This window comes from Kitasatospora sp. NPDC127060, assembly GCF_042724935.1.
Lineage (GTDB): Bacteria > Actinomycetota > Actinomycetes > Streptomycetales > Streptomycetaceae > Kitasatospora.
Genome location: NZ_JBHXEG010000021.1, coordinates 38,617 through 58,676, shown reverse-complemented (window position 1 = coordinate 58,676; position 20,060 = coordinate 38,617). Strand labels below are relative to the sequence as shown.

Sequence of the window (20,060 nt, the reverse complement as noted above, 5' to 3'; positions counted from 1 at the left end):
CCCCGCTCAGGCGGTGACGGCGTCCTCCGGCCGGATCGGCAGCCGGCCGACCGGCAGGCCGGTGGCGGCCCGGACGGCGGCGGCGACGGCCGAGGGGGCGACCACCGCGGGCACCGCGCTGACGGCCTTGGCGCCGAAGGTGGCGACCACGTCCCGCTCCTCCAGCAGCGCGGCGATCCGCACCTCCGGGGTGTCCAGCGAGGTGGGCAGCCGGTAGCCGGTGAGCGAGGGGTTGCCCAGCACCCCGCCCTCCGTGCGCAGGTCCTCCAGCAGCGCCAGGCCCACGCCCTGGGCCACGCCCGCCTCGATCCGGTCCTCGATCTGGCGCGGGTTCAGCGCCCGGCCGACGTCCTGGGCGACGGTCATCTCGACCACCCGGACGGCCCCCAGCTCGATGTCCACGTCCACCACCGCGCGCATCGCGCAGAAGGAGATGGAGACGAAGGCGTCGCCCTGCCCGGACTCGTCCAGCGGCTCGGTCGGGTGCGGGCGGCACTGGGCGGTGGCCCAGAGCTCCTTGCCCTCCAGCGCCTCGGCGACCGGCATCCCCAGCACCCCGTCGTAGGAGGTGATCTTGCCGTCGGCGATCTGCAACAGCTCCACCGACATCCCGAAGTTGGCCGCGATCGGCTGCAGCAGCTGGTGGCGGACCATCAGCGCGGCCCGCTCGACCGCCCCGCCGGAGACCCAGGTGTGCCGGCCCCGCGCGGACGGCCCGGCGATGGACTGGTCGCTGTCGGCAGGCGCGATGTAGACCTCGCTGACGCCCAGCACGCTCTGCACGATCTGCCGGGCCAGCGTGGCGAAGCCCTGCCCGGCGTCGACGGCCGCACAGATCACCGTGGCGTGGTCGCCGCTGACCCGCACGGTGGCGGTGGAGACCTCGTCCTCGCCCTCGGCGCCCAGCATGTGCACCATGCCGACGGCGTAGCCGATGCCGCGGCGCACCGCGGCCGGGTCCCCGGCGCCGCCGGGCCCGCCGGGCAGCAGCCACTCGGCGTCCGGGTCGTCCACCGGCAGGGCCGGAAGCGGCTCGGCCGCCACCGCGTCCAGCAGCGCCTTCACCGGCGCGGGGCAGGTGACGGCCTGTCCGGTGGGCAGCGGGTCGCCGGTGGACATCGCGTTGCGGCGGCGGATCTCCACCGGGTCCACGCCCACCCGGGCGGCCAGCTGGTCCAGCTGGGACTCGTACGCGAAGCAGGCCTGCAGCGCGCCCTCGCCGCGCATCCGCCCGGCCGGCGGGTTGTTGGTGCGCACCGCCCAGGCGTCCACGAACACGTTGGGGCAGACGTACGGGCCGACCGAGAAGGCCGTCGCGGCGGCCAGCGCCTCGGCGGAGACGTCCGCGTAGGCGCCGCCGTCCAGCAGGATCTGCGCCTCCACCTTCACCAGGGTGCCCTCGGCGTCGGCGTGGTGGCGGTAGCGCAGCAGCGCCGGGTGGCGCGAGGTGTGGGTGTGGAAGGACTCCTCGCGGGTGAGGGTCATCTTCACCGGGCGGCCGGTGCGCAGCGCCAGCAGCGCCAGGGTGACCTGGAAGGAGATGTCCTCGCGGTCGGTGGTGGCGCCGGGCACGCCGGTGACGACCAGTCGGACCCGGTCGGGCTCCAGGCCCAGGCAGGCGGCGGTGCGGTCGCGGTCGCCGTGCGGGTCGGTGGAGGACAGGTGCAGCTCCACGCCGCCGTCCGGGCGCGGCACGGCCAGCCCGGCCTCGGCCCCGAGCGGGGCCGGGTCCTGCCGGCCGACCTGGTAGAGGCCCTCGACGACGATCTCGCCGACCGCGTCCGGGTCCCCGGTGCGCAGCGGCAGGTGGCGGAACAGGTTGCCGTCCGGGTGCAGCGCCGGCGCGGTGAAGGCCTGCTCGGGGTCGGTGACCGCCTCCAGCGGCTCGTAGTCGACCGCGATCAGACCGACCGCCAGCCGGGCGGTGTCCGGGTGGTCGGCGGCGACCGCGGCGATCGGCTCACCGTGGTGGCGCACCACGCCGGCGGCCAGCACCGGCCGGTCGGCGACGATCGGGCCGGCCGGGGCGCCGTCCGGCAGGCCGTCCGGGCCGGGCGGCAGGTCGGCGGCGGTGACCACGGCGTGCACCCCGGGCAGGGCGAGCGCGGCCGAGGTGTCGATGCCGCGGATCCGGGCGTGCGGGTGCGGCGAGCGCAGCACCGCGCCCCACAGCAGCCCCTCGGCCCACAGGTCGGCCGCGTACGGGTAGATCCCGAGCGCCTTGGGCAGCGCGTCGCTGCGCAGCGGGGAGGTGCCCAGGCCGAAGGGCTCCGGTGCGGCGCCGCCCTCGCCGCCGTCCTGCTGGAGTGCTGCGCCGATGTCGGTAGGCGACGTCATGATGCGTGGTCGTCCTCGGGGAGCCGGATGCCGTGGGCGGGGGTGGCGCCGTAGGGGACGCCGGTGGTCGGCGCCCCGGCCTCGGCCGGGGCGCCGTGCGGGTCCGCGTACGGGGTGCCGTGAGGAGGCGTGCCGTCGTGGACGGCGCCGGGCAGCGGGGTGCCGTGCGCGGGGGTGGGCTCGTAGACCGGGGCGTCGTAGCCGGTGTCGTAGCCGTGGTGCTGCTGGTGGCCGTCCGGGTAGCCCGCCGGCACGTAGGTGCCGTGCGCGGGGGTGGCCTGGTACGGCTGCTCGGGGTAGCCCTGCGGCGGGTAGTACACCTGGTCGCCGGTGGCCTGGGCGGGGTTGCCGGGCTGCATCGCGGTCAGGGCGGAGGTGTCGTACACGCCGGTGTCGTACACGCCGGTGTCGTAGCCGCCGTCGCCGTACGGCTGCTCGGCGGGGGCCGGAGCCGGGGCGGGGGCCCGGACGGCTTCGGCGGCGGCCTCGACGGGCGGCTGGGGGACGTGCTCGATCCAGGCCTCGTCGGAGTAGACCGGCGGCTCGACGGCCGGCTCCGGCTCGACGGCGGGCTGCTGCCCGGCCGGGGAGGCATCGGCGGTCCGGGAAGCCTCGGTGGCCTCCTCGGCGGCGGTCGCGGCGGCCTCCTCCGCCTCCGCGGCCTCCAGCGCGCGGGCGTCCGCGACGGTCTGGACGGCGGCCAGCACGCCGCGGTAGCCGGTGCAGCGGCAGAGGTTGCCGCACAGCGCCTGCCGGGCCTCGACCTCGGTGGGCCGGTGGTTGCGCTGGAGCAGGTCGTGCACGGCCATCGCCATGCCGGGGGTGCAGTAGCCGCACTGCACGGCGCCGGAGGCGGCCAGCGCCTGCTGGACGTCGCTCGCGCCACCGGCCGCGGACAGGCCCTCGACGGTGTTGATCTCGCTGTCGGCGGCCAGCGCGGCGGGCACCAGGCAGCCGGCCACCAGCTGGCCGTCGACCTGCACCGAGCAGGCACCGCACTCGCCCTGCTCGCAGCCGTCCTTGGCGCCGGCCAGGCCGAGCCGCTCGCGCAGCACGTAGAGCAGGCTCTCGCCGATCCAGGCGTCGGTGACGGGCCGTTCGAAACCGTTGACCCGCAGCGTGTAGGAGGCGCACGGGCGCAGCTCCCGGCTGACCTGCGGGGTGGGGCCGAGCGGGTCGGCGTCGAGGGTCTCGATGGGGTCTGTGGTCACTTCAGCGCCCTTCCCAGTGCCCGTCGGGCCAGCACCGATACGGTACGCCGCAGCCGAACGGCGGCCGCGGTCGGCCCCTCGGTCACGGCCTCCCAGGCGCCCTCGGCGCCGTAGTTGTCGGGGACGCAGGCAGCGGCCACGTACTCGCCGAAGGCGGCGCCCGCGGCCGGGTCGATCTCCCGGCTGCCGTCCCAGTCGATGCAGCCGGCCACCCAGGCCTCGGCCTCCAGCGGGCGCAGCGGGACGGGGGCGACGGCCCCGACGGCGCAGCGCACGGCGCGCCGGGCCGGGTCGAGGACGAGCGCGACGGAGGCGGTGGCGCGGGCCGGGCCGCTGCGGCCGGTGGCCTTGAGGAAGACCTGCGGCGCGTGCAGCAGCGGGACGCGCACCCAGGTGAGCAGTTCGCCGGGACGCACCGGGTCGAGGCCGGTGAGCAGGTGACTGACCGGCACCTCGCGGCTGCCGCCGGCCCGGGCGAGGGTGACGCTGGCCTCCAGGGCGGCGAGCACCGGGAGGGTGTCGCCGGCCGGGGCGGCGGTGACGATGTTGCCGCCGAGGGTGCCGACGTTGCGGACCTGCGGCGGGCCGGCGGTTCGGGCGGCGTCGGCGAGGGCGGGGATGAGCGCGGCGAAGTCGGGGCGGTCCATCCGGGCGTGGGTGAGTCCGGCGCCGAGCACGGCGGTGCCGCCGTCCTCGTAGCGCCAGCCGCGCAGTTCGGTGATCCGGCCGAGGCCGATCAGGGCGGCGGGGCGCAGCCGTCCGGCGTTGACGGCTTCCATGAGGTCGGTGGCTCCGGCCACCGGTACCGCGGCCGGGGCGGCGGCCAGCGCGTCGACGGCCTCGTCGAGCGAGGCCGGCAGCATGATCGTCCGGTTCACCTGGGTCCCACCGTGCTCCACTTGCTCATCGATCGTCTGCCGCCCGCGGCCGTGGCCGCACTGTCCGCGTCAGCAGCCCGGCCTGGCCGTAGGGTACGGGCGATCGGGCCGGGTTGGGCAACTCTGGCACACAATGCTCGATGATCATTTCGGGACCGGTGAACGGGACTGCCCGTTTGGGGCGGATACCGGGCGGTATCTGCCCCGGCCCGAACAGGCCCGGGGCAGATGTTCATCTCTTCTTGACGTCAGATGACCGTCCATAAGTTCCCGACGGACACATCAGCACACCGGCGGCACCGCCTCAGCGCACCGGCGGCGGCCCCTCGATCGGCCGCCCCGCCACCCCGGGCCGGCGCTGCCAGGGGTGCGGCCCGTCGACCGGGCGGTACTCGACGCCCAGCGCGTCCAGCACCTCCAGGTGGGCGCGCAGCCGCCGCTCGAAGCCCGGGTAGTCCCGCTCGGCCGGCTGGGCGGGCAGTTCGGACCAGGCGACCTCGGCGAAGGCGACCAGCCGGGGGAAGGCCCGGTAGTCGACGTCCCGGGCGCTGTCCATGAACTCGCTCCACAAGTTGGCCTGGGTGCCGATGACGTGCCGGGCGGCGGCCTCGTCCAGCTGCTCCGGGACGGGCTCGAAGCGGTAGACGTCCTCCAGCGTGCGCACGAAGCCGACCGGGATCGGCTCGTCGGGTCCGTCCGCCTGCCGGTGGTCCAAGTAGACGTGCTGCTCGGGGCACATCACCACGTCGTGCCCGGCCTCGGCGGCCGCGATCCCGCCGCCGAAGCCCCGCCAGGACGAAACCGCCGCGCGCGACCGCCCCCACGCCTCCGGGCACTCAGTACCCGACGCCGACGCTTCTCCCTCCGGCGCTCCCTCCTCCGTCGGTCGCTCGTCGCTCGTCGCTTTCGGCGTCGGCGCGCCCTTCGGCGTGGTGGCAATGGCGAGACCGCCCTCCAGGATCTCGTCCCAGCCGATCAGCCGGCGGCCGCGCTCGGCCAGCCAGCGGTCGAAGTGCCGGATGAGGTGGCTCTGCAGCTCGTCCTCGTTGGCCAGGCCGAGCTCGCGGATCCGGGCCTGGGCGGCGGCGCTGTCCTTCCACTGCTCCTTGGGGCACTCGTCGCCGCCGAGGTGGACGAACTCGGACGGGAACAGCTCCAGGACCTCCTCCAGCACCCCCTCGAAGAACCGCAGGGTCCCCTCGGAGGCGTTGAGCACGTTGTGGCTCACCCCCCAGTCCGTCCAGACGCCGAGCTCGGCGGTGTCCACCACGTCGGTGTTGCCCAGCTCGGGGTAGGCGGCGACGGCGGCCTGGGTGTGGCCGGGCAGGTCGACCTCCGGGACGACGGTGATCCCGCGCGCGGCCGCGTAGGCGACGATCTCGCGCAGGTCGTCCTGGGTGTAGTAGCCGCCGTGCGGCCGGTCGTCCCGGCGCTGCCCGGCCCGGTAGCCGACCATCGAGCGCTCCCGCCAGGCGCCGCGCGCGGTCAGCCGCGGATAGCGCTTGATCTCGATCCGCCAGCCCTGGTCGTCGGTCAGGTGCAGGTGCAGCACGTTGAGCTTGTGCGCGGCCAGCAGGTCGACGAAGCGCAGCACGTCGGACTTGGGCAGGAAGTGCCGGGCGACGTCCAGCAGCACGCCGCGCCAGCCGAACCGGGGCGCGTCGGCGATGTCCGCCCCGGGCAGCACCCAGGCCTCCCGGCGCAGCGGGGAACGGCGGTACGCGTCGGGCCCGAGCAGCTGCCGCAGGGTCTGGGCCGCCCACAGCGCGCCGACCGGGCCGCCCGCCGCGAGCAGGGCGTGGCCGGGGCGCACCGTGATCCGGTACGCCTCGGCGGCCAGGGTGTCGTCCAGGACCAGCTCGATGCCCGCCCCCGGGCGGCCCGGGGCGAGCGGCAGCCCGGTGGCGGCGGACAGCGTGCCGCGCAGCCAGCGCTCGGCGTCGGCCAGCCCGGGCGGCGCGGTCAGCGTGGTGGTGGCGTCGAGCGGGAAGTCCTCGTCCGGGCGCCGGACGGCACTCGAAGGTGCGGGAATGAGGTCCATTCCGACATCCTGCCCAGGCCCGGAACGATTGGCATAGACCACCTCGGAAACGCGGTGCTATGCAAAACGGCGTTCCGAGGACGCCACCGGGCTACTTGTCGCCGTTGTCCCCGTCACCGCCCTGCGGCTTGCCGATGCCGTCGTAGATCTCCTTGCACATCGGGCAGACCGGGTACTTCTTCGGATCGCGACCGGGCACCCACACCTTGCCGCACAGCGCCACGACCGGGGACCCGGAGAGCGCGCTCTCCATGATCTTGTCCTTCTGGACGTAGTGCGCGAAGCGCTCGTGGTCGCCGTCCCCGTGGGACACCTGGGGGACGGGCTCGACCAGGGTGCCGGTGCCGAGGCCGCGCTCGGGCTCAAGAGTGCTCATAGGTGCCAAGTCTATGGGCGCCCCCGGAAACCGGGCCAGTGTCGCGCGGGGACCCCGGGGTCCGCGGGCGGCGGCTCAGTTCATCGTCGGGTCGTCCGGGTAGGTCGCCAGCAGGGCCAGCGGGCCGCGCTGGCGGCGCAGCACCGAGCGCCACAGCCGCTCCGGCTCGGGGCTGGAGACGTCCCCGGGCTCGCAGTCCACCAGGTACCAGGCGCCGCTCTCCAGCTCGCTCTCCAGCTGACCCGGCGACCAGCCGGCGTACCCGGCGAAGATCCGCAGGCTGCCCAGTTCCCCGGCCAGCACCTCGGGCGGCGCCTCCAGGTCCACCAGGCCGATCGCGCCGTGCACCCGCCGCCAGCCGAGCGGCTCGCCGATGCCCGGCTCCCCCGGCGCGACCGCCAGACCGAGCGCCGAGTCCAGCGCCACCGGCCCGCCCTGGAACACCACCGCGGGCTGCCCGACGAGTCTGCCCCAGCCGTCCAGCACACTGCCCACCTCGACCGGTGTGGGCCGGTTGAGCACCACGCCGAGCGCCCCCTCGACGTCGTGGTCGAGGAGCAGCACCACCGCCCGGGCGAAGTTCGGGTCGGTGAGCATGGGCGTCGCGACGAGCAGACGGCCGGTGTGGGACCGGCCTCCGTGCGATTGGGCCGCCGTCATGCCACACATGATCCCGCAGAACGGCACCGGTCGGACACCGCAACACCCGAAACCCCGCCACGCCGGAGGAACACCCGTACGGCCGTACCGGCGGGCGGGAGCGCGGCGGGAGAGAGCACCATCACGGGAGAGGCTCACGGGAACCATCGGCACGCCCACTACCATCTACGGATGGTGGACGCCCCTCTACGGTGCCGACTCGGATTCTCCGGGGGCCCGAACGCGCCCGTACGCCCGTACCACCGGTCCACCTGCGGCTCCGTACCGGAGCCGTTCCCATTCCTCTGGCACCCCGGATTGCGAGAACGATGACCGACGACGTCCTGCTGGTCCACGGCGGAAACCCGCTCGAAGGCGAGATCCGTGTCCGCGGAGCGAAGAACCTGGTCCCCAAGGCCATGGTCGCCGCGCTCCTCGGCCAGGGCCCCAGCAGACTGCGCAACGTCCCGGACATCCGCGACGTCAAGGTGGTCCGCGGCCTGCTGCAGCTGCACGGCGTGACCGTGCGCACCGGCGACGAGGACGGCGAGCTGATCCTCGACCCCTCGCACGTCGAGAGCGCCAACGTCGCCGACATCGACGCCCACGCCGGCTCCTCGCGGATCCCGATCCTGTTCTGCGGCCCGCTGCTGCACCGCCTCGGCCACGCCTTCATCCCGGGCCTGGGCGGCTGCGACATCGGCGGCCGCCCGGTCGACTTCCACTTCGAGGTGCTGCGCCAGTTCGGCGCCACCATCGAGAAGCACCCGCAGGGCACCTACCTGGTCGCCCCGCAGCGGCTGCGCGGCACCAAGATCGAGCTGCCCTACCCCTCGGTCGGCGCGACCGAGCAGGTGCTGCTCACCGCCGTCCTCGCCGAGGGCGTCACCGAGCTGCGCAACGCGGCCATCGAGCCGGAGATCGTCGACCTGATCTGCGTGCTGCAGAAGATGGGCGCGATCATCACCCTGGGCACCGACCGCACCATCCTGATCACAGGTGTGGACGAGCTGAACGGCTACACCCACCGCGCCCTGCCGGACCGCCTGGAGGCCGCTTCCTGGGCCTGCGCGGCGCTCGCCACCAAGGGCGACATCTACGTCCGCGGCGCCCGCCAGCTGGAGATGATGACCTTCCTCAACACCTTCCGGAAGGTCGGTGGCGCCTTCGAGGTGGAGGACGAGGGCATCCGCTTCTGGCACCCGGGTGGCGAGCTCAAGGCGATCGCCCTGGAGACGGACGTCCACCCGGGCTTCCAGACCGACTGGCAGCAGCCGCTGGTGGTCGCGCTGACCCAGGCCACCGGCCTGTCCATCGTCCACGAGACGGTGTACGAGTCGCGGCTGGGCTTCACCGGCGCGCTCAACCAGATGGGCGCGCACATCCAGCTCTACCGCGAGTGCCTGGGCGGGACCCCGTGCCGCTTCGGGGCGCGCAACTTCCTGCACTCCGCGGTCGTCTCCGGCCCGTCCAAGCTGATGGGCGCCGAGCTGGTCATCCCGGACCTGCGCGGCGGCTTCTCGTACCTGATCGCGGCGCTGGCGGCCGAGGGCACCTCGACCGTGCACGGCATCGACCTGATCAACCGCGGCTACGAGAACTTCATGGAGAAGCTGCGGGACCTCGGCGCCCACGTCGAGCTGCCCAGCGAGCAGCTGGTCGACGCGTAACGACCGCGCACACGGCGAGAGGCCGGGCTCCCCGCGGGGAGCCCGGCCTCTCGGGCGTTCAAGGGGTGACTCAGGCGCCCTTGGCGGCTTCCTTCAGCTTGGAGCCGGCGCTCACCTTGGCGCTGTAGCCGGCCGCGATCTGGATCGGCTCGCCGGTCTGCGGGTTGCGGGCGGTGCGGGCAGCGCGGTGGGTGCGCTCGAAGGTCAGGAAACCGGGGATGGTGACCTTCTCGTCGCCCTTGGCGACGACCTCGCCGACGATCTCGGCGAAGGCGGCCAGAACGGCGTCGGCGTCCTTGCGGGTCACCTCGGCGCGCTCGGACAGCGCGGCCACCAGCTCACTGCGGTTCATGTGTACTCCTGTGGTCTGTTCGCTTGCGGTGTGCGGGGGCCCATCGGTGCTCCCACCGGGGGGCACCCGGATGGGCCGCAGGTCCGCACACTGTGCTCATGCAAGGCAATGCGTGGTCGCAGGCCGGGTCCGTACCCGATGCCGCGCGCCGGAGCCGTCGAAGAGGCCCGCCGCCTGCCTGGGAACGAATCCTGCCCCGACCGGCCCCGAGAAAGCCAATCGGGCCCCAGTCGAGCCACCCGAACATCGCCCGCCCGTTGGAGGTGTGACGCTCCGTCGGCTCCGGCGGACCGGGCGCGGACGGCGGTCGGGACGACACGCCGGAAGACCAGGGGGACGTTCCGTACTTGTCGGACACGCCTGCCCCGTGCAGGGCTACCGTACGCCCTAGGCACGACAAGCCCAAACACGCCCCTCGCCCTTGTGTCGCAAGGGTTCGGGGCGGGCGCGGGCGGGTATGGCCGCTAATCGGACATTTGACCGATCGGTGACCCGCCGTCGGAAAGGACCGGCGCGGGCCCGTCGGCGGCCCTCAGAGCCTGATGGTCGGGAAGGCCGCGGTGTCGAGCGTGCCGACGATGCCGGGGGTCGGACGGGCCGGAGCGGCCTCCTGGGCATCGGCCAGGGCCGCCTCGCGCACCGCGGAGGCGACGGTCTTGGCGACGTCCTTGTGGAAGACGCTCGGGATGATGTAGTTGGCGTTCAGCTCGTCGTCGCCGACGGTGGTGGCCAGCGCGCGGGCGGCGGCGATCATCATCTCGGTGTTGACCGTGCGGCTCTGGGCGTCCAGCAGGCCGCGGAAGACACCTGGGAAGACCAGCACGTTGTTGATCTGGTTCGGGAAGTCGCTGCGGCCGGTGGCGACCACCGCGGCGGTCTGCCGGGCCACCGCCGGGTCGACCTCCGGGTCCGGGTTGGCCAGCGCGAAGACGATCGCCTGGTCCGCCATGGTGGCCAGGTCGTCGCCGTCCAGGACGTTCGGGGCCGAGACGCCGATGAAGACGTCCGCGCCCGCCACGGCCTCCTTGAGGCTGCCGGTGCGGCCCGAGCGGTTGGTGTGCTCGGCGATCCAGCGCAGGCTGTCGTTGAGGTCCTCGCGGCCCAGGTGGACCACGCCGTGCACGTCGGCTACGGTGGCGTGCTCGACACCGGCGGCCAGCAGCAGCTTGAGGATCGCGGTGCCGGCGGCGCCGGCGCCCGACATCACCACGCGGATGTCGCCGATCTCCTTGCCGACCACCTTCAGCGCGTTGGTGAGGGCGGCCAGCACCACGATCGCGGTGCCGTGCTGGTCGTCGTGGAAGACCGGGATGTCCAGGGCCTCGCGCAGCCGGGCCTCGATCTCGAAGCAGCGCGGCGCGGAGATGTCCTCCAGGTTGATGCCGGCGAAGCCCGGGGCGATCGCCTTGACGATGGCCACGATCTCGTCGGTGTCCTGGGTGTCCAGGCAGATCGGCCAGGCGTCGATCCCGGCGAAGCGCTTGAACAGGGCGGCCTTGCCCTCCATGACGGGCAGCGCGGCGGCCGGGCCGATGTTGCCCAGGCCCAGCACCGCGGAGCCGTCGGTGACCACCGCGACGCTGTTGCGCTTGATGGTCAGGCGGCGGGCGTCCTCGGGGTTCTCGGCGATCGCCATGCAGACCCGGGCCACGCCCGGGGTGTAGATCATGCTCAGGTCGTCACGGTTGCGGATCGGCAGCTTCGAGGACATCTCGATCTTGCCGCCGAGGTGCATCAGGAAGGTGCGGTCCGAGACCTTGCCGATCGACACGCCGTCGATCGCCCGCAGCTTCTCGACGATCTCCTCGCCGTGCGCGACCGAGGAGGCCGCCACGGTCACGTCGATCCGCAGCGCCTCCAGGCCGGAGGCGGTGACGTCGAGACCGGTCACCGATCCGCCGGAGGACTCCACGGCCGTGGTGATCGCGCTGACCGCGTTGCCGCGGGCCGGGACCTCCAGTCGCACCGTGATCGAGTTGGAGACACTGGGCACCGTCGCCATCGACGCTTCCTTCTTCCGTCTGTCCCGCAGGCTCAACATTTTGTTGAAGGCATCGCCTGCGCATGCTAGACCTCGATCGTCGCACCTTCCAAGCGGTTGCCAGAAATAACGTTCATTGAGTGTGCGGATCCGACAACCGGACCGGGTCGCCCACAGTCTCCGGCCGCACACTCCTTGCCTCTCCCAGCCGATGCGTTACATTGGACGGGACACCGGCTCGATCCAAGCCCCCGGGCCCAACCTTCGTCCCTTAGAGGGACCACTTGCCGCGAGGCGAGCATGGCGGGTCGGTGTTTTAAACGTCCGAAGGCCCCTCACCACCGGTGAGGGGCCTTCGTCGTGGGCGGGTCAGCCGTGCAGCAGCGCGGGCACGCCGGCCGCATCCGGCAGGTCGTCAGGACCGGACAGCACGGTCAGCCGCTGCGTCGCCCGGGTCAGCGCCACGTACAGCACCCGCAGGCCGGCCTCCGACTCGCCGGCGATGCCGGTCGGGTCGGCGACCACCGTCGCGTCGTACTCCAGGCCCTTGGCCTCCAGGCTGCCCAGCACCACCACGCGCCCGTCCAGGCCCTCGGCCCAGCCGGCCGCCTCGGCCCGGCGGTCCATCGGCACCACGATCGCCACGGTGCCGTCCACCTCGCCCAGCAGCCGCTCCAGCTCCACCCGGGCGGCCCGGCCGAAGGCCTCCGGCGCGGGGTCGGTGACGGCCGCGAAGCGCGGCTCCACGCCGACGTGGCGCACCGCGCTCGGCGAGGGCGTGCCCGGGGCGGCCAGGGCCAGCACCTTGGCGGCGACCTCGGCGATCTCGGCCGGGTTGCGGTAGTTGACGGTCAGCGTGAAGCGGCGGCGCGGCTTGCCGGCCAGCACCTCGTCCAGCGCGGCCTGGGCCTCCTGCGGGAACGGCCAGGAGGACTGCGCCGGGTCGCCGACGATGGTCCAGGTGGCCATCCGGGAGCGCCGGCCGATCATCCGCCACTGCATCGGGGTGAGGTCCTGGGCCTCGTCCACGATGACGTGGGCGTACTCCTTGCGCTCCACCGGCTGGCGCTCCCGCTGGCGGGAGTTGCGGTCGGCGAAGGTGGTGACCTCCTCCAGACCGCTCAGCAGGTCCACCGCGTCCACCTCGCGGACCTTCGGGCGGGCCGGCTCGCCGAGCAGCACCTGCAGCTCGTCCACCAGCGCCACGTCGTGCGCCGACAGCGCGCCCTCGCCCTGCGGGGACAGGTGCCGCCAGGAGGCGGCCAGCACCCTGGCCTCGTCCGGGGTGACGGCGCGGCGGGCGATCCGGTTGGTGTGCCGGGTCTGCTTGAGCGTGCCGAGCACCCGGCGCGGGCTCAGCGGCGGCCACCAGGCGTCCAGGAAGTCCAGGAACGACGACTCGTCCGAGACGTAGTCGTCGAAGGACTCCTTCTCCTCCTGGCGCTGCTCCCGGGCGTAGTGGTCGGCCGGCTTGGGCAGGTGCCGGGTGGCCTCCTGCCACAGGGCGTCCAGCAGCAGTCGGCGGGCGCGCGGGCGCAGCAGGTTCAGCGGAGTGCCGCCGGAGCCCACCACGTTGCCGCGGACGGCCCTCAGCCGGCCAGCGTCGAGCTTCAGCACCTCACCTCGGGCGACCACCTTGAGCTCCTGCGGGGCGCCCAGCTCCAGGGCCGCCCGGGCGGCCCGGCGCAGCAGCTGGACCATCCGGGCCGAGCCCTTGATCCGGGCCGCCTCCGGGCTGTCGTAGGTGCCCGCCTCGATGCCGTCCACCAGCGAGCCGACGGCGCGGATCGCGACCTGGCCCTCCTCGCCGAGCGAGGGCAGGACGCCCTCGGTGTAGGAGACCAGCAGCGCGGTGGGCGAGACCACCAGGATGCCCCCGGCGTAGCGGCGGCGGTCCTGGTAGAGCAGGTACGCGGCACGGTGCAGGGCGACGGCGGTCTTGCCGGTGCCGGGGCCGCCGGTGACGAGGGTGGCCCCGGCCGCGGCGGCCCGGATCACCTCGTCCTGCTCCTTCTGGATCGAGGAGACGATGTCCCGCATGGAGTGGCTGCGGGCCCGGCCGAGCGAGGCCATCAGCGCGCCGTCGCCGACCACGGCCAGTTCCTCGCCGCCCAGGGTCGGGGTGAGGTCGGGGCGCAGCAGGTCGTCCTCGACGCCGATCACCTTGCGGCCCTTGGAGCGGATCACCCGGCGGCGGATGACCCGGCCGGGCTCCACCGGGGTGGCACGGTAGAACGGCGCGGCCGCGGGGGCCCGCCAGTCGATCACCAGCGGGCCGTACTCGGCGTCCAGCACGCCCAGCCGGCCGATGTGGAGGGTCTCGGCGACGGCCGGGTCGGCCGGGTCGAGCGGGGTGTTCGACGGGATGCCGTGTTCCTCCGGGGCGTCGGCCTGCTGGAGGTCGATCCGGCCGAAGAGGAAGTCCTCGAACTCGTTGTTGAGCCGCTGGAGGTGCGCGCCGGCCCGGTAGACCTGGGCGTCGCGCTCGGCGAGGGCGCCGGGGGTGCCGACCTGGACCCGCTTGGCGGCGTCCTCGAGGATGTACTCGGCCTCGGCGAGCTTCTCCTCCAGCCGGTGGTAGACGGTGTCGAGGTGCTGCTGCTCACCGGCGATCTCGCGCTCGCGGACGGTCTCGTGATCGGTGGCGGGGGTGGTGTCCGTGTTGCTCTGCATGGCCTCGGTGGTTGCGACGGAATCCGGCTCCGGAAAACGAGCGGACGGATGATCCTACGCCGCGACCCCCCGCACGCGCTGCTCCGGAACGTACAAAATCGAAGGCCGCCCTCCGCATCAGCGGTGGACGGCCTTCGGTGTGAACATGGGGTGGTGGAGATGCCGGGAATCGAACCCGGGTCCAGTGGAGTTAATTCAGGGCTTCTCCGAGCGCAGTCCGCTGTGCTTTTCTCGGCCCTGGCGGTCACACGGACAAGCCGCCAACAGGCCCAGCTGCTGTTTGATTTCCCATCCACCCCCGCAGCCCGGGCGGACGGTTGAGTTCCCTAGATTATGCCAGGGTCCGGGTCGGGAACTCCCCGGTCTGACACCCAAGCGCTATCGGTGCTTATTAGGCAGCGAGAGCGAACTGCTGGGAATCGCGCTTAGAGTTGGCGATTATTTTTTTGCGACACGTGGTTAACGAGATCATTGCCGCGTTCCTCGGCTCGCTTCCCCTGTTTCAACATCCCCTGTCGAAACCGATCATCCCCATGTTTTTTTGAGAAACAGCTCGGACGATGACCGTCCGTGTTGCTTGCACCATAGTACGCGAGGCGACGGGCGAGGGTCCAGCGGATTAACGCTGGCGCCGCCTGGCCGCCGCCACCGCGCGGGCCGTCTCGCGGGTGTCCTGCTTCTCCCGCAGCGTCTGGCGCTTGTCGTACAGCTTCTTGCCGACGGCCAGTGCGAGTTCGAGCTTGACCCGGCCGTCCTTGAAGTACAGGGACAGCGGGACCAGGGTGTGGCCCGCGTCGCGGACCGTGGTCTCGATCTTGCGGATCTCCAGCCGGTGCAGCAGCAGCTTGCGCTTGCGCCGGGCCGCGTGGTTGGTCCACGTCCCCTGGGTGTACTCGGGGATGAAGACGTTGTCGATCCACGCCTCGTGGTTCTGGATGTAGGCGTATCCGTCGACCAGGTTGGCCCGCCCCTCCCGCAGTGACTTGACCTCGGTGCCGGTGAGTACGAGGCCGCACTCGTAGGTGTCGAGGATCGTGTACTCGTGCCGCGCCTTCTTGTTCTGCGCGATCAGCTTGTGTCCGGTTTCCTTTGCCATAGCGCGGCCATTCTCGCACTTCGAGGCCCGGTCGGGCAGCTGCTTTAGGCGCGGGCGGGCGGGTCAGGACTGGGTGCCGAGGCCGGCGAGCACCCTCAGGGCGAGCGCGTCGGCGTCCTCGCCGGCGCCGGCCGGGACGTCCGGGGTCAGGCCGGTGCCGTCCAGGGAGCGCCCGGCGGGGGTGTAGTAGCGGCCGACGGTCAGCTCCAGCACCGCGCCGTCGGCGAGCCTGCTGGGCTGCTGGACGGTGCCCTTGCCGAAGGTCCGCGAACCCACCACGACGGCGCGGCTGCGGTCCTGGAGGGCCCCGGCGAGCAGTTCGGCGGCGCTCATCGTGCCGCCGTCCACCAGCACCACCAGCGGGGTGCGCCGGTCGCCGCCCGGCGGCGCGGTCAACTCCCGCTTCTCGCCGCGCTCCTGGTACGAGCCGACGGCGCCGCCGTCCAGGAAGCTCCCGGCGGTGCCGACCGCCTCGTCCAGCAACCCGCCGGAGTTGCCGCGCAGATCGAGCACCACGCCGCTGTGCGGGGTGCGCAGCGCGGCGCGCACCTGGTCGGCCACGCCGCTGGTGAAGGCCCGGACGGTGATCCGCAGCACGCCCCGCTCCAGGTGCTCGGCGGTGACCTGCCGGCTGTCCAGCAGCACCCGCCGCAGCCGCAGTTCGCGCACCTCGCCGTCGCCGCGCCGCACGGCCAGGGTGACCTCGGAGCCGGCCCGGCGCTCGTCGCCCTGGCCGCGCAGCCGGGCCACCACCTCGGTGACCGGCAGCCGGTCGGCCTGGTCCCGGTCGATCCGCAGCAGCCGGTCGCCGGGGGCGATCCCGGCCTCGGCGGCGGGCCCGGCCGGGGTGACCTGGGAGACCTCGGTGACGCCGTCCTCGCCCCGGCCGACCGAAAGCCCGACGCCGGGGTAGCGGCCGTCCAGGCCCTGGCTGAACTCGGCGTACTCCTGGGCGCTGTAGTACGCGCCCCAGCGGTCGCCGCCGGCCGCGAGCAGGTGCTCGGCCTGCTGCTCGGACAGCGCGGCGCCGGCCGGGTCCGCCGGCGGCCCGGCGGCGACCGGGGCGTGGTCGGCGGAGGTGCGGCGCGGCGGGCCGCCCGGGTCGCCCCAGGCGCCGGTCGCGGCGCCGACCAGCAGCACGGCGCCGAACACCAGGCCGAGGGCGGCCACCTGACGCGCCCCGCACGGAGTTTGCAGCATGGCACCGGAGTGTAGACACCGCGCCGCGCGCGACGGGCCGGAACGGCGGAGCGCGGAACGGCGACGGCCCCGTACGGCGCAGTGCCGTACGGGGCCGAAGCAGCCTGCGGGGATCAGACCTTGAGGTACTTGCGCAGCGTGAAGAACGCCGCGACACCGGCCATGCCCATACCGACCACGACCAGCAGCGGGATCACCGCCAGCACCGATCCGAGGCCGATGAAGTGGATGAACTGCACCCGGTCGGCCAGCCAGTTCTGGACGAAGAAGTGTCCGCCGATCAGGAGACCGGAGGCCAGCGCCGCACCGAGCAGCGCGGAGAACGCGGCCTCGGCGATGAACGGCATCTGGACGTAGAAGTTCGAGGCACCGACCAGGCGCATGATGCCGGTTTCGCGCCGCCTGCTGTACGCCGACACCCGGACGGTGTTGACGATGAGCAGCAACGCGACGAAGAGCATCAACACCATGATCACGAACGCCGCCGTCTGCAGGCCGTTGAGCAGGCCGAACAGGTTCTCCAGGATCTTCCGCTGGTCCTCGACCGACTTGACGCCGGGCTTGCCCGCGAAGGCGCTCTGGATGACGTCGTACTTGGTCGGGTCGTTGAGCTTCACCCGCCAGGACTGCGGCATGGCGTCAGGGCCCAGGACGGAGATGAGCGGGTTGTCCGGGTTCATGTCCTTCCAGTGCTTGTACGCCTCCGCGGAGCTCTCGTACGTGGAGGTCTGGACCACCGAACTCATCTTGTCCAGCTGGTCCTTGATGTCCTGGACCTGCTGGTCGGTGGCCGCACCCTTGTCGCACTGCGGCGAGTTGCGGGCATCCGCCTTGGTACAGAAGTAGATGCTCACCTCGACCTTGTCGTACCAGTACCCCTTCATGGAGTTCACCTGGTCGCGGACCAGGAGCGAGGAACCGGCGAGGGCGAGGGAGAGCGCGACGCTGACCACGACCGCGATGGTCATGGTCAGGTTGCGTCGGAGACCCACACCGATCTCCGACAGGACGAACTGGGCACGCATGCGGGAAACAACTCCAGGGTCGGTACTGCGCGGTCGGGCGGTCCGGGCCGACGGCCCTACGGGGTCAGCGCTGGTCGGTCAGTGCTGGTATCCGTAGACGCCGCGGGCCTGGTCGCGGACGAGCAGCCCCTTGTCGAGTTCGATGACTCGCTTGCGCATCTGGTCGACGATGGCCTGGTCGTGGGTGGCCATCAGCACCGTGGTGCCGGTGCGGTTGATCCGGTCGAGCAGCTTCATGATGCCGACCGAGTTCTGCGGGTCGAGGTTACCGGTGGGCTCGTCCGCGATGAGCAGCATCGGACGGTTCACGAACGCCCGGGCGATCGCGACGCGCTGCTGCTCACCACCGGACAGCTCGCCCGGCATGCGGTCCTCCTTGCCGCCGAGGCCGACCAGCTCCAGCACCTCGGGCACCACCTTGCCGATGGCGCTCTTGGGCTTGCCGATCACCTCCAGCGCGAAGGCGACGTTCTGCGCGACCGTCTTGTTCGGCAGCAGGCGGAAGTCCTGGAAGACGGTGCCCAGCTGGCGCCGCATGTGCGGAACCTTCCAGTTGGACAGCTTGCCGAGGTCCTTGCCCAGCACGTGCACCGCGCCCGTGGAGGGACGTTCCTCCCGCAGGCACAGGCGCAGGAAGGTGGACTTGCCCGAGCCGGACGAGCCGACCAGGAAGACGAACTCACCCTTCTCGATCTCCAGCGAGACGTTGTCCAGGGCGGGACGGTTCTGCTTGGGATAGGTCTTGGAGACGTTGTCGAATCTGATCACGGCTGCATCACGGAGGCCATCCTAGGCGGCGCCAGTCCTCGGTCGATCCGCCCCGGCGGCCCGACCCGGGAGCGGGCGACGGGAGCGCGGAGGGCCGCTCCCGGTCTGGGACCATACGCGAACCGACGACCGGCTCGCAGGGACAGCCCAGGGCGGACCTCCGAATCTGGGGGAGAATGTCCGGCTGTGCCCCGATAATTGCGAGCCATCTCACAGCCCGGGAGCCGGAAGCGCCAGAACCTGGCAGAGTGGAGGTGGCGACCGTGTCCGGTCGCTCCCCCGTACAGGGCAGACTCCCCCGTACAGGTAGGAAGAGGGAACCAAAGCCCCGTCCGGTGCGTTGGCTGTAGCAGCGAGGAGGAGATCGCATGACGTGCGACCATCTGGTGTGCGCCAACTGCAACGGCCGCGTGAGCGACGGGCGTTGCCCGGTGTGCCGCGCCAACCGGGCCCGGCTGCAGGAGCAGCAGGGGCCGTTCGCCACGCTCTCCCCCGCGATGCTGCTGGCCCTGCTGGCCGGGCTGCTCGCGGTGGCGCTGATCGCGCGGCAGGCGCTGGGCTGAGACCCCGAGGTGCGACGAAGGCCCCCGACCACTGCGGTCGGGGGCCTTCTCGCTGTCTGTCCGGGTGCCTACTCGGCGCGTGCCACTCGGCGACGTGCTTACTCGGCGCTGGTCTCGCGCTGCTTGCGCCAGCGGATGCCGGCCTCGATGAAGCCGTCGATGTCGCCGTCCAGGACGGCCTGCGGGTTGCCCGCCTCGTACGCGGTGCGGACGTCCTTGACCATCTGGTACGGGTGCAGGACGTAGGAGCGCATCTGGTTGCCCCAGGAGCTGCCGCTGTCCTTGAGCGCGTCCATCGCGGCCTTCTCCTCCTGGCGGCGCCGCTCGAGCAGCTTGGCCTGGAGGACGTTCATCGCGGACGCCTTGTTCTGGATCTGCGAGCGCTCGTTCTGGCAGGACACCACGATGCCGGTCGGGAGGTGCGTGATGCGCACCGCCGAGTCGGTGGTGTTGACGCCCTGGCCGCCGGGGCCGGAGGCGCGGTAGACGTCCACCCGCAGCTCGCCCTCGTCGATGTCGACGTGGTCGGACTGCTCGACGACCGGGAGCACCTCGACACCGGCGAACGAGGTCTGCCGGCGGCCCTGGTTGTCGAACGGCGAGATGCGGACCAGGCGGTGGGTGCCCTGCTCGACCGAGAGGGTGCCGTAGGCGTACGGCGCCTTCACGGTGAAGGTCGCCGACTTGATGCCGGCCTCTTCGGCGTACGAGGTGTCGTACACCTCGGTGGGGTACCCGTGCCGCTCGGCCCAGCGCAGGTACATGCGCATCAGCTGCTCGGCGAAGTCGGCGGCGTCCACGCCACCGGCCTCGGCACGGATGTTGATCAGGGCCTCGCGGGCGTCGTACTCGCCGGAGAGGAGGGTGCGGACCTCCAGCTCCTCGACGGCCTTCTGCAGCGAGACGAGCTCGACCTCGGCCTCGGCGCGGGTGTCCGCGTCGTTCTCGGCCTCGGCCAGCTCGAACAGCACGCCCAGGTCGTCGATGCGGCCCCGCAGGCCCTCGACGCGGCGCAGTTCGCCCTGGAGGAAGGAGAGCCGGCTGGTCACCTTCTGCGCGTTCGCGACGTCGTCCCACAGGGTGGGGGCGGCTGCCTCCTCCTCCAGGACCGCGATGTCGGCCCGGATCTTGTCCAGGTCGAGGACGGCCTCGATCGACCCCATGGTCGTATCGAGGTTCTTGAGCTCTTCGGAAGGATCGACGGCTGCCACGCCCCCCAGGGTAATGGTTCCGGGGGTGGTCATGACGAC

16 protein-coding genes and 1 other RNA gene are annotated in these 20,060 nt (G+C 72.5%); 2 read left to right on the top strand and 15 right to left on the bottom strand.

The window, feature by feature from the left end:
* Positions 1-6 precede the first annotated feature (6 nt).
* The 6 genes from ACFWIS_RS14725 to ACFWIS_RS14700 form a co-directional block, all read right to left on the bottom strand.
* Positions 7-2,337, bottom strand: a complete 2,331-nt coding sequence (locus tag ACFWIS_RS14725; protein ID WP_380453691.1) for a xanthine dehydrogenase family protein molybdopterin-binding subunit — start codon at positions 2,335-2,337, stop codon at positions 7-9.
* Positions 2,334-3,548, bottom strand: a complete 1,215-nt coding sequence (locus ACFWIS_RS14720; RefSeq protein ID WP_380453689.1) for a (2Fe-2S)-binding protein — start codon at positions 3,546-3,548, stop codon at positions 2,334-2,336. Before ACFWIS_RS14720 ends, ACFWIS_RS14725 begins: the two co-directional genes overlap by 4 nt.
* Complete coding sequence (locus tag ACFWIS_RS14715) at positions 3,545-4,411, bottom strand: FAD binding domain-containing protein (RefSeq protein ID WP_380453752.1); 867 nt, start codon at positions 4,409-4,411, stop codon at positions 3,545-3,547. The genes ACFWIS_RS14720 and ACFWIS_RS14715 overlap by 4 nt, the downstream gene beginning before the upstream one ends.
* Positions 4,412-4,730: 319 nt before the next feature.
* Complete coding sequence (locus ACFWIS_RS14710; RefSeq protein WP_380453687.1) at positions 4,731-6,467, bottom strand: beta-N-acetylhexosaminidase; 1,737 nt, start codon at positions 6,465-6,467, stop codon at positions 4,731-4,733.
* Positions 6,468-6,558: 91 nt separating this feature from the next.
* On the bottom strand, positions 6,559-6,843 hold the full coding sequence (locus ACFWIS_RS14705; protein WP_380453685.1) for a DUF3039 domain-containing protein: 285 nt from the start codon (positions 6,841-6,843) through the stop codon (positions 6,559-6,561).
* Positions 6,844-6,918: 75 nt separating this feature from the next.
* A complete protein-coding gene (locus tag ACFWIS_RS14700; RefSeq protein ID WP_380453683.1) occupies positions 6,919-7,512 on the bottom strand; it encodes a YqgE/AlgH family protein in 594 nt (197 codons plus the stop codon).
* A 299-nt stretch (positions 7,513-7,811) separates the two neighbouring features.
* On the opposite strand from ACFWIS_RS14700, the gene murA reads away from it, so the two are divergent.
* The gene (gene murA / locus ACFWIS_RS14695) at positions 7,812-9,152 is read left to right on the top strand and encodes a UDP-N-acetylglucosamine 1-carboxyvinyltransferase (RefSeq protein ID WP_380453681.1); all 1,341 of its coding nucleotides are present in this window, start codon (positions 7,812-7,814) and stop codon (positions 9,150-9,152) included.
* A gap of 70 nt (positions 9,153-9,222) precedes the next feature.
* Here the strand turns inward: murA and ACFWIS_RS14690 are convergent, their stop codons facing one another.
* From ACFWIS_RS14690 to ftsE, 8 genes are all read right to left on the bottom strand, one after another.
* Positions 9,223-9,504, bottom strand: a complete 282-nt coding sequence (locus tag ACFWIS_RS14690; RefSeq protein WP_030059737.1) for an HU family DNA-binding protein — start codon at positions 9,502-9,504, stop codon at positions 9,223-9,225.
* Between the two features lie 532 nt (positions 9,505-10,036).
* Positions 10,037-11,506: an NAD-dependent malic enzyme gene (locus ACFWIS_RS14685; protein WP_380453679.1), complete on the bottom strand. Its 1,470-nt coding sequence runs from the start codon at positions 11,504-11,506 to the stop codon at positions 10,037-10,039.
* A 348-nt stretch (positions 11,507-11,854) separates the two neighbouring features.
* Complete coding sequence (locus ACFWIS_RS14680) at positions 11,855-14,158, bottom strand: HelD family protein (protein WP_380453677.1); 2,304 nt, start codon at positions 14,156-14,158, stop codon at positions 11,855-11,857.
* Between the two features lie 151 nt (positions 14,159-14,309).
* Positions 14,310-14,691: a transfer-messenger RNA gene (gene ssrA / locus ACFWIS_RS14675) on the bottom strand.
* 86 nt (positions 14,692-14,777) lie between these two features.
* Positions 14,778-15,254 (bottom strand): SsrA-binding protein SmpB, encoded by a 477-nt coding sequence (gene smpB / locus ACFWIS_RS14670; RefSeq protein ID WP_188304143.1) that lies wholly within the window; start codon positions 15,252-15,254, stop codon positions 14,778-14,780.
* A gap of 63 nt (positions 15,255-15,317) precedes the next feature.
* The gene (locus tag ACFWIS_RS14665; protein ID WP_380453675.1) at positions 15,318-16,454 is read right to left on the bottom strand and encodes a S41 family peptidase; all 1,137 of its coding nucleotides are present in this window, start codon (positions 16,452-16,454) and stop codon (positions 15,318-15,320) included.
* 113 nt (positions 16,455-16,567) lie between these two features.
* Positions 16,568-17,479 carry a permease-like cell division protein FtsX gene (gene ftsX / locus ACFWIS_RS14660; RefSeq protein WP_380453673.1) on the bottom strand — a complete coding sequence of 304 codons (912 nt, stop codon included), beginning with the start codon at positions 17,477-17,479 and terminating at the stop codon, positions 16,568-16,570.
* A 78-nt stretch (positions 17,480-17,557) separates the two neighbouring features.
* Positions 17,558-18,247, bottom strand: coding sequence for a cell division ATP-binding protein FtsE (gene ftsE / locus ACFWIS_RS14655; RefSeq protein WP_188307673.1), 690 nt, complete (start codon positions 18,245-18,247; stop codon positions 17,558-17,560).
* Between the two features lie 368 nt (positions 18,248-18,615).
* Between ftsE and ACFWIS_RS14650 the strand changes: the two genes are divergently transcribed.
* Entirely contained in the window at positions 18,616-18,810 is a 195-nt protein-coding gene (locus tag ACFWIS_RS14650) for a hypothetical protein (RefSeq protein WP_380453671.1), read from the top strand.
* Between the two features lie 98 nt (positions 18,811-18,908).
* On the opposite strand, the gene prfB is transcribed toward ACFWIS_RS14650, so the two are convergent.
* Positions 18,909-20,021, bottom strand: coding sequence for a peptide chain release factor 2 (gene prfB, locus ACFWIS_RS14645; protein ID WP_380453669.1), 1,113 nt, complete (start codon positions 20,019-20,021; stop codon positions 18,909-18,911).
* Positions 20,022-20,060 lie beyond the last annotated feature (39 nt).

Bases quoted from the DNA above. Each gene is read 5' to 3' on its own strand.
- ACFWIS_RS14725 (WP_380453691.1), bottom strand. From the start codon at position 2,337: ATGACGTCGCCTACCGACATCGGCGCAGCACTCCAGCAGGACGGCGGC.
- ACFWIS_RS14715 (WP_380453752.1), bottom strand. From the start codon at position 4,411: ATGCTGCCGGCCTCGCTCGACGAGGCCGTCGACGCGCTGGCCGCCGCC.
- ACFWIS_RS14710 (WP_380453687.1), bottom strand. From the start codon at position 6,467: ATGGACCTCATTCCCGCACCTTCGAGTGCCGTCCGGCGCCCGGACGAG.
- ACFWIS_RS14705 (WP_380453685.1), bottom strand. From the start codon at position 6,843: ATGAGCACTCTTGAGCCCGAGCGCGGCCTCGGCACCGGCACCCTGGTC.
- ACFWIS_RS14700 (WP_380453683.1), bottom strand. From the start codon at position 7,512: ATGTGTGGCATGACGGCGGCCCAATCGCACGGAGGCCGGTCCCACACC.
- murA (WP_380453681.1), top strand. From the start codon at position 7,812: ATGACCGACGACGTCCTGCTGGTCCACGGCGGAAACCCGCTCGAAGGC.
- ACFWIS_RS14690 (WP_030059737.1), bottom strand. From the start codon at position 9,504: ATGAACCGCAGTGAGCTGGTGGCCGCGCTGTCCGAGCGCGCCGAGGTG.
- ACFWIS_RS14685 (WP_380453679.1), bottom strand. From the start codon at position 11,506: ATGGCGACGGTGCCCAGTGTCTCCAACTCGATCACGGTGCGACTGGAG.
- ACFWIS_RS14680 (WP_380453677.1), bottom strand. From the start codon at position 14,158: ATGCAGAGCAACACGGACACCACCCCCGCCACCGATCACGAGACCGTC.
- smpB (WP_188304143.1), bottom strand. From the start codon at position 15,254: ATGGCAAAGGAAACCGGACACAAGCTGATCGCGCAGAACAAGAAGGCG.
- ACFWIS_RS14665 (WP_380453675.1), bottom strand. From the start codon at position 16,454: ATGCTGCAAACTCCGTGCGGGGCGCGTCAGGTGGCCGCCCTCGGCCTG.
- ftsX (WP_380453673.1), bottom strand. From the start codon at position 17,479: ATGCGTGCCCAGTTCGTCCTGTCGGAGATCGGTGTGGGTCTCCGACGC.
- ACFWIS_RS14650 (WP_380453671.1), top strand. From the start codon at position 18,616: ATGACGTGCGACCATCTGGTGTGCGCCAACTGCAACGGCCGCGTGAGC.